Annotated in this window: 8 protein-coding genes; 3 read left to right on the top strand and 5 right to left on the bottom strand. The window is 50.8% G+C overall.

What is annotated here, in order from left to right; all coding sequences use genetic code 11:
* Window positions 1–302 precede the first annotated feature (302 nt).
* Both ACP5D0_RS09235 and ACP5D0_RS09230 read left to right on the top strand, forming a co-directional pair.
* A complete protein-coding gene (locus ACP5D0_RS09235; protein ID WP_472365461.1) occupies window positions 303–812 on the top strand; it encodes a hypothetical protein in 510 nt (169 codons plus the stop codon).
* A gap of 178 nt (window positions 813–990) precedes the next feature.
* Window positions 991–3,684, top strand: a complete 2,694-nt coding sequence (locus ACP5D0_RS09230; RefSeq protein WP_472365459.1) for a cation-translocating P-type ATPase — start codon at window positions 991–993, stop codon at window positions 3,682–3,684.
* A gap of 195 nt (window positions 3,685–3,879) precedes the next feature.
* Here ACP5D0_RS09230 and ACP5D0_RS09225 read toward each other — a convergent pair whose 3' ends face one another.
* The 4 genes from ACP5D0_RS09225 to ACP5D0_RS09210 form a co-directional block, all read right to left on the bottom strand.
* Window positions 3,880–5,196, bottom strand: a complete 1,317-nt coding sequence (locus ACP5D0_RS09225) for a type II toxin-antitoxin system HipA family toxin (protein ID WP_472365458.1) — start codon at window positions 5,194–5,196, stop codon at window positions 3,880–3,882.
* Window positions 5,190–5,519: a helix-turn-helix transcriptional regulator gene (locus ACP5D0_RS09220; protein WP_472365457.1), complete on the bottom strand. Its 330-nt coding sequence runs from the start codon at window positions 5,517–5,519 to the stop codon at window positions 5,190–5,192. The genes ACP5D0_RS09225 and ACP5D0_RS09220 overlap by 7 nt, the downstream gene beginning before the upstream one ends.
* A gap of 265 nt (window positions 5,520–5,784) precedes the next feature.
* Window positions 5,785–6,030 (bottom strand): type II toxin-antitoxin system BrnA family antitoxin, encoded by a 246-nt coding sequence (gene brnA / locus ACP5D0_RS09215; protein ID WP_472365455.1) that lies wholly within the window; start codon window positions 6,028–6,030, stop codon window positions 5,785–5,787.
* Entirely contained in the window at window positions 6,017–6,247 is a 231-nt protein-coding gene (locus ACP5D0_RS09210) for a BrnT family toxin (protein WP_472365462.1), read from the bottom strand. Before ACP5D0_RS09210 ends, brnA begins: the two co-directional genes overlap by 14 nt.
* 479 nt (window positions 6,248–6,726) lie before the next feature.
* Between ACP5D0_RS09210 and ACP5D0_RS09205 the strand changes: the two genes are divergently transcribed.
* Window positions 6,727–6,996, top strand: a complete 270-nt coding sequence (locus ACP5D0_RS09205) for a DUF1902 domain-containing protein (protein ID WP_472365454.1) — start codon at window positions 6,727–6,729, stop codon at window positions 6,994–6,996.
* Window positions 6,997–7,246: 250 nt separating this feature from the next.
* Here the strand turns inward: ACP5D0_RS09205 and ACP5D0_RS09200 are convergent.
* On the bottom strand, window positions 7,247–7,747 hold a 501-nt coding region (locus tag ACP5D0_RS09200), incomplete at its 5' end, for a TSUP family transporter (RefSeq protein WP_472365453.1).

The following is a 7,747-nucleotide window of genomic DNA, read 5'->3' as shown; positions in this document are numbered from 1 at the left end:
CCGAATGTTTACCTTCGGTTCTTCGATTCATGAATTTGTGCTGAGATTGCGCAGTGCATTGGTTTCACAAGGAAATTTTCGAAGAAGTGTCGACTCCGCGATTACGACCGACTGAGAAAATATGGCTTGTGGAATCAAGGAGCAAGCAAGGTCGGTGCAAATTTGTGAAATATTCGGATTAACCCTGAAGATAGGATGAGCATTGCAAAAGATGACCAGGCCTGGCTTGTGGCGGGCGTTAAAAGGCTATAAGATTTGAAAACTCCAAACTCAAAACCACTCAACCGACAGTGAACAACGACATGAATGCCCTTATCGCCATTGCTCAAACCTTACGGCTCCCGATGCAATTCAACCGACTTGCTTTCAGCGGGCTGGCCGCTTTCAGTCTGATGCTGTTGTCCGCCTGCGATTCCTCCCTGCCGAAAAACGTCACCCAATGGGCACTGAACGACCAATGCGACCTGCACACCACCGCTTGTCAAAATTCAAGCCCGGACACCGCGGCCAGTGTCACGCTGGCGATTCACCCTCAACCCATTCGCGTGGCACGCACCTTAACCGCCCGAGTGCAGCTTGAACAACTGCCCGCCTCGCAAGTGGAGTTGGACATCTCCGGTCTGAATATGTACATGGGATACAATCGAGTCACTCTCAAGCCGGTCGCCGCTGAACCCGGTGTCTATGAAGGACAATCCATGCTGGCCTTCTGCACCAATGAGCGCATGGACTGGCAGATAACCGTCCTCATCACACAACCGGATGGCCGCGTTATACAGGCACCCTTTTTACTGGTCACCTACAACCAATAACACCTCTTGAATTCAACCATTAACTCCTTCTATTACCCAATGGTTTGTGTCACAATAAACAGGCTTGGTTGCGTCCAACAGCCGATGATATCCATGAATTATTCATGAATTATTCATAAATGAATAGGCGCTTCCTCAGTCTTAATTTCTCCCCAAAACCGACCCAAAAGAGGCACGCATGAACTGGTTTCAAAAAACGCCGGAGCAAGTCATCCAACAGCTTGACACCGACCCCAAACACGGATTGTCCGCCGAGCACTTAGCGGAACGCCAAAAAACATTCGGCGCCAACAGCCTCACCCAAGCCAAACAAACCTCCACGCTCATTCTCTTTGTCAAACAATTCAAAAACCCGCTGTTGATGGTGCTGGCGTTCGGTGCCCTGCTGTCTTTTTACACAGGACACACGGTGGATGCCATCGCCATCACCGTGATTATCCTCATTAACGCTTTAATCACCTTTTTCCAGGAACTCAAAGCGCAAAAATCCATTGACGCGTTAAAAAGCATGGCCGCACCCAAGTGCATGGCGCGCCGCGATGGCAAATGGCAAGACATTGCCGCAGCCGAACTGGTGCCGGGCGACATCATCAAGCTGCAAACCGGCGACATCATCCCCGCCGATGCCCGCCTGATTGAAGTCACTTCACTGGATGTGGACGAAGCGCCGCTGACGGGGGAATCCGACCTGATTCACAAACAAACCGCCGAACTCTCCGAAAAAGACCCGACCTTGGGCGATCAGGTGAACATGGTGTTTATGAGCACCTCGGTCAACCACGGACACGGCATTGCGGTGGTCACCGCCACCGGCATGGACACCGAAGTCGGCAAGATTGCCAGCCTGATGCAGACCACCGAAAACCGTCTCACGCCGTTGCAAAACCGCATCGCCAAGCTGTCGCACACCCTGATTTGGGCGGCATTGATTATTGTCGCCGTGATTATCGGCATTGGATTATTAAAAGGGCTGAATGCCGCAGACCTGGTCAATACCGGCATTTCACTGGCGGTCGCCGCCATTCCCGAAGGCTTACCCACGGTGGTGACCATTGTGCTCACACTGGGCGCGAAACAGATGATGCGCAACAAAGCACTGGCCAAACAACTCGCCTCAGTGGAAACCCTCGGCTCCACCTCGGTCATCTGCTCCGACAAAACCGGCACCCTGACACAGAATAAAATGCAAACCGTGCGCGTCTGGGCGGCGGGCGAATACTATCGCATCCGCGGTGAAGGCTACCAAACCCAAGGCGAATTCACCGACGAAGCAGGCCTGGTGAAAACGCCGCAACACCACTTTCATCTCCAGCAAATGCTGGAAATGTCCGTACTGTGCAACGACACCAATCTCATTGAAGAAGACGGGCAAACCCGCATTCAAGGCGTGCCTACCGAAGGTGCCATTCTGGTAGCCGCCGCCAAAGCCGGTATTGAAAAAGAAGCCCTCATGCAACAGTACCATCGGGTCGCCGCCGCGCCTTTTGACTCCAAGCGCAAAATGATGAGCGTCATCGTCCGCGACGCCCAAGGCAATCACATCCTGATTGTCAAAGGCGCACCGGATGTCGTCACTCAGCACGCTGAAGTCATTGAATACGGTGAACAGCGCCGCGATCTCGTCAGCAACCCGCACCTGATTGAAGGTATTATCGAAGAATTCGGCTCCCAGGCGCTGCGCACCCTAGCGGTCGCCTACCGCCCGTTACACGCCGACGAAATCGACCAGCCCATTGAAACCCTAGAGAACCGCCTCATCATTAACGGCATTCACGGCATTATCGACCCACCGCGCCCGGAAGCCACCCAAGCCGTTAAAGAATGCCACTCCGCTGGCGTGCGCGTGGTGATGATTACCGGCGACCACGCCGTCACCGCCAAAGCCATTGCCCGCCAGATGAACATCATCGACCGGGACGATGCATTGGTCATGACCGGCGCGGAACTCAACCAAACCAGCGACGACGCCTTGCGCCAACTCGCCCCAAAAACCAGCGTTTTCGCCCGTGTGACGCCCGAACACAAGCTGCGCATTGTGCAAGCCTTGCAAGCCAATGGTGAAGTCGTCGCCATGACCGGCGACGGCGTGAACGATTCCCCCGCCCTGCGCAAAGCCGACATCGGCATCGCCATGGGCATTACCGGCACCGGCGTCGCCAAAGAATCCGCCGACCTCATTCTGCTGGACGACAACTTCGCCACCATTGTGCATGCCGTGCAAGAAGGCCGCCGCATTTACGACAACATCCGCAAATTCATCCGCCAAGGCCTCACCGCCAATGTCAGTGAAGTCTCCGCCATTCTATTCGCCTTCCTGATTATGGTCGGCGAACCCCTGCTCACGCTGGCACCGCTGATGATTCTGTGGATCAATCTCGTCAGTGACGGCATGCCCGCACTGGCACTCGGCGTGGACGAAGCGGAAAATGACGTGATGAAACGCAAACCGCGAGACGGCGACGAAAGCTTTTTCGCCGACGGACTGGGCGCACGAATTATTGTGCGCGGGCTGGTGATGGGTGGGCTCACCTTTGCCATGTTTATGTACGCGCTGAACCTAGGTGCCTCGCTGGAATACGCCCAGACACTGGCGTTTATGACGTTAATCTTCGGGCAACTGGTACACGTATTCGATGCCAGAACCTTCACCACCCTTTATCGCCGCAATCCGTTCAGCAACCCACTCCTACTCTGGGCGGTGTTCGGCTCGGCGCTGCTGTCACTGCTGATGATCTACACCCCCTTCGGCAACTTGGCGCTCGGCACCGCCCCGCTGGAACCGCAACACCTGCTGATGACCCTGTTTATCGCCGCACTCCCCACGTTTATTCTGTCCGGGATTAAAGAAATCACCCAAGTGAGGTGGCTGTGAATTGGATCAATCATTCAACCAGGCCTGGCTTTCGCCCCCAAACTGCCAAGCCTGGTCATAACCGTCGCGTCACTCAATCGAAGCTGCGTACCTTGTTTTACTGTGTTTGTCTCAATTAAATGTGAACGAATATACGGTAGAAAAATCCATCGGTTGCAACGCAGATACGTTTAAGGTGTGTCTGGCTTAAATAAGTTAAATCCCCAGTCTCAGATTGCTTTCAACCGCTTCGCGTAATGGTTTCGGGACATTATGCTCACGCGCGAGTTGTGACCATTGTGCGACTTTTTCGATGGTTTCGTTGAGGATGGCGTTGATTTTGACGCGGGTGAACAGGGGACTGAGTTTTTCCAGCGAATAGAAATCGTCGCGGCTGAAGTTGTCGCGTTTGCCGTTTAGACTCATCCAATGGCTGTTTACCCATTTGCTTTCGGGTTTGTAGCTGTAGGCCAAATCATAGGCCGGCGCTAATCGCCATAGTTTGCCTTTGAGCATAAAGGCGATGTTTTTGGCGTGGTCGTCGTGGTTTCTGGCAACGATATTAAAGGTCATGCGTCTTAAGAGTTGTTCGGCATCGCTGGCGGGCAGCTTGAGTTGCCTGGCTACGCCAAATAACTCAGCATAGGAAAAGGAGCCTGGCTTTTTATAATCGACATGCGCCAAGCCATTTAGGGTTTGGATATGCACTTTTTGATTGTTGATACGGTCAAAACGTTGAGTCACAAAATGACGGCGATTGCCTTCCGGCAGTAAATGACAAGGCATCATCTCAATGCCGCATTCGCTCGCCATTAAATAATACACATATTCCATTGCGCCATAACCGAGTGGGTCGCCAAAGGTTTGCTGATCTTTGTGATGCTCGCTGACGCCATCAAACTTCATTAAATAATGCGTAAAACCTTCGGGAATTTGAGCTTGACCAGAGCGGACTTGGCTAAAATCTTGATTAAATGCGAGCACGGCTTTGGGTCTTGCGCCGCCCGCACTCATGCCAACAGAAAGCAGTGATAACATTGCTTCACGATCTTCCTGCCCACTTTTTTCAAGCTGAATACTGAATTGATCTCGTGCATCGAGAACGTCTTGCGCCATGGTAATTAAGGATTCAATTTCGACTTGCTGTGAGGCATTAAAGCCTTTTACATCGGTAGCAGGCGCATATTCCAGCGCACCCATACCGCGTTTTCCGGTATATTGCAGGCGTTGCAGAGGGGAAATGTCTTCGGGCGATTTACCTTGTGCCGCCACCCAAGCATTCAGCACCGCATTACCGAAATCGTCCGGCAAGGAATCGGCCACCAGGCCTGGTAGGCCTTTAAACGTTTCAAAATCCAGTTCGGGAAAACTGTAAATGCGCTTAGCTAACGGCATTTTTAACGGCGATAGTTCAATACCCGTTGCAATAAATTTTGGAGAATATTCAAACGCCCCCTGCCCGGTTTCGGTGTCAAAACTCACCGCGCCGACATCCTGCTCTAGATAGTTGACCTTAACAACTTCCATTACCATTCGAGTTCACCCTCTTCTGCGTTATGACGTTGGCCGGAGGCGCGTTGGCGTTGTTGGCCTTGAAGTTTCGCCAGTTGAATGGGGGAAATCGGTTGTGGCGGCAAAAAACGGTTTAACTGTTCGAGCAAATCCAGTGCTTGTAGAATCGCCACAAATACCTCAAGCTGGGCTTTGCCTTTTTCGGCGTTTAAGATGGTTTTACGAGACACGCCAACGGCCTCCGCAACCTCGGCTTGTGTTTTGTTTTGATTGAGTCGCGCTTGTTTTAAACGCTCACCCAATCCTTCTGCAATCGCACTGGCTGCCTTCGATTCAAACCCCATAATATCCCCAATAACGCACACCGAAATTAATTAAAGCCATTAATGAGTACAAAATAGCACATTAAAATTAAATTATCATTAACGCAGTGAAAAAATGATTGCCCGGCGTCATATCAGAGGGTTCTCCCAAACAGAATTAAGAATCATCAGGCTCAGATATATTGACACCATCTGAAACACGTCGGGTTATTATATGAATTCAAGGCTTGTTAAGCGTCTGCGCGTTAACGCAGTCGGATTTCGGATTGAGTGTGTTTTTGTTTTTTTAGCCTTGTTTTTCCATGACAGGATGAAGATTTTCAAGTTTATCCGCTAGCCATACTTTAATAATGGATTGTCGAGTGACACCGACACGACGCGCTTCTCGGTCTAAAGACTCTAGCATCCAAGTCGGAAAATCAACATTAACCCGCTTGGTCTCCTGCAAAGAACGCTTTGCTTTAGAAACATCCAAATGCGGCAAGAGATCACCATCGTCATCAAACTTTTTATCAAATTCAAACGCTTTCATATAACGCCACCTCATTTTTTCTTGAACGTCTTACAGAAATAATACGAATATTTTTGTCACGATAAGTCATCACGGCCGACCAATGTTTCCCCTGAAGTTTAGCAATCACTAAATATCTGAGTTCATCCGTTGTTATAGCCGGAATTTCAATAAGATCAGGGTCTTCCCAAAGTTGTTGAGCCTCAATAAAATCAATACCATGCTTTGAAAAATTAATAAAAATAGACTCACGGAGTAACGATCACCTGCGTGGCTTCGCGCGCTAAAAATTTTAATTTTTGGGGCGTGGAACACGTCAGGTTGATTGGCTTGTTAGGCTGCCGCAGGCGGCCTCACCAGCCGTTCTATTATCGCCACCCCGATAAGCTGGCCGCTTGTGGTCAGCTTAACGTTTAGCAAAGGCGCTTTTATGAATAGTACTATGAATAGTACATCAAAGAAATGATTGTTGCTAGACAAAATGCAAGCCAAATTACGCAGAGAGGCTAGGCGTATTCGACGGAAAATAGTTATTGCGATTGGGTGCGGCGGTTTGTGGGGTTTGTGGTCAGCCGAGCAAAGCGCCGCGAAATCGCAGCGACGATCAGCCAAAACCGCCAGGCCTGGTCGTTATTGTATTCAGGTTAAGTTAATTTTTGGTTTCAAGTCATTCAGCGTTATAATTTTCGTTTAACGCTCCTGAAATTGAGGTGAATCATGTATCGACTGAGTTGGCCGCTTGCCACCACCTTAGCCAAGTATTTTGGCGTTGAACTGTACATAAAGATTGATGTGGAGCTGGATGCCGAACAACAGGTTTATGTCGCCACCAGCGCGGATATACCAGGCCTGGTGATTGAAGCTGAGACGTTTGATCAGCTTCAGCACGAAGTTAAGTTGAGCTTGCCTGAGCTGATTGATGTGTCACAACTGCCTAAACAAACTAGGACACAATTCACCACCTTTGATTTTTGCTCGCCGACATGAATGGCTTCGAAAAACAGGTCAAAGCGCTGTTACTGCAGCACGGCTGGCAGTTTCATCGTAGCGGTAAAGGTTGCATGAGATATGGATCAATTCTGATGGCAAAAAAGTGACCGTCAACCACATCTGCAAATCTCGCCTCACCGCCAATGCCATTATGAAACAAGCAGGCATCAATCATGAATTTTAAACTAAACTCCCCCATCTACGTTTATCGACCAAGTCTTGCCCTGTCTTGGAGCCATGCCACCGGTTAGTGTTTAAACACTTTCCAGGCGGATAGCAACAGCAGTATGGCTAGAAACAGTCCCAGCCCTTGTGCAGGTACCCAGCCGAGCATGGCGCCCCCGGCGATGGCTCCGGCAATGGAACCGACCGTCATCCAGATCAGCAGGTCGCGTTCGCGCCGCAGTGCGTGAAAGGCTTCGGCCTGACTGTACCGATAAAACCCCACCAGCATGGTCGGCAGGCTCACCAGCAACGACAGACTGCCAGCGGTTTTGATATCAAGGCCCCACAAAATCACAATAATCGGAATCAACAACTCCCCACCGGCCACGCCCAAAACGGCGGCCACAATGCCTACCATCAGCCCGGCCAAAATACCGACCAGCGTTTGTAACCAGGCCTGGTGAAATATCGGTTGCCCGGCGTCACCGAGCGGTGCCCAATGTTCCCAGAGCATGACCAGAGCCAAAGCGATCAACAGCATAAAGACCACACGGTTCAGCATTTTCGGTGCCAGCCGCATCAC

Source organism: Hydrogenovibrio sp. (assembly GCF_049975065.1).
GTDB lineage: Bacteria > Pseudomonadota > Gammaproteobacteria > Thiomicrospirales > Thiomicrospiraceae > Hydrogenovibrio.
The sequence above is the reverse complement of the archived record's forward strand: the minus strand, read 5'-3'. Positions and strand labels throughout refer to the sequence as shown.

Coding starts and splice junctions, on each gene's coding strand:
- ACP5D0_RS09225 (WP_472365458.1), bottom strand. CDS start 5,196: ATGGTAATGGAAGTTGTTAAGGTCAACTATCTAGAGCAGGATGTCGGC.
- ACP5D0_RS09220 (WP_472365457.1), bottom strand. CDS start 5,519: ATGGGGTTTGAATCGAAGGCAGCCAGTGCGATTGCAGAAGGATTGGGT.
- ACP5D0_RS09235 (WP_472365461.1), top strand. CDS start 303: ATGAATGCCCTTATCGCCATTGCTCAAACCTTACGGCTCCCGATGCAA.
- ACP5D0_RS09230 (WP_472365459.1), top strand. CDS start 991: ATGAACTGGTTTCAAAAAACGCCGGAGCAAGTCATCCAACAGCTTGAC.
- ACP5D0_RS09205 (WP_472365454.1), top strand. CDS start 6,727: ATGTATCGACTGAGTTGGCCGCTTGCCACCACCTTAGCCAAGTATTTT.
- brnA (WP_472365455.1), bottom strand. CDS start 6,030: ATGAAAGCGTTTGAATTTGATAAAAAGTTTGATGACGATGGTGATCTC.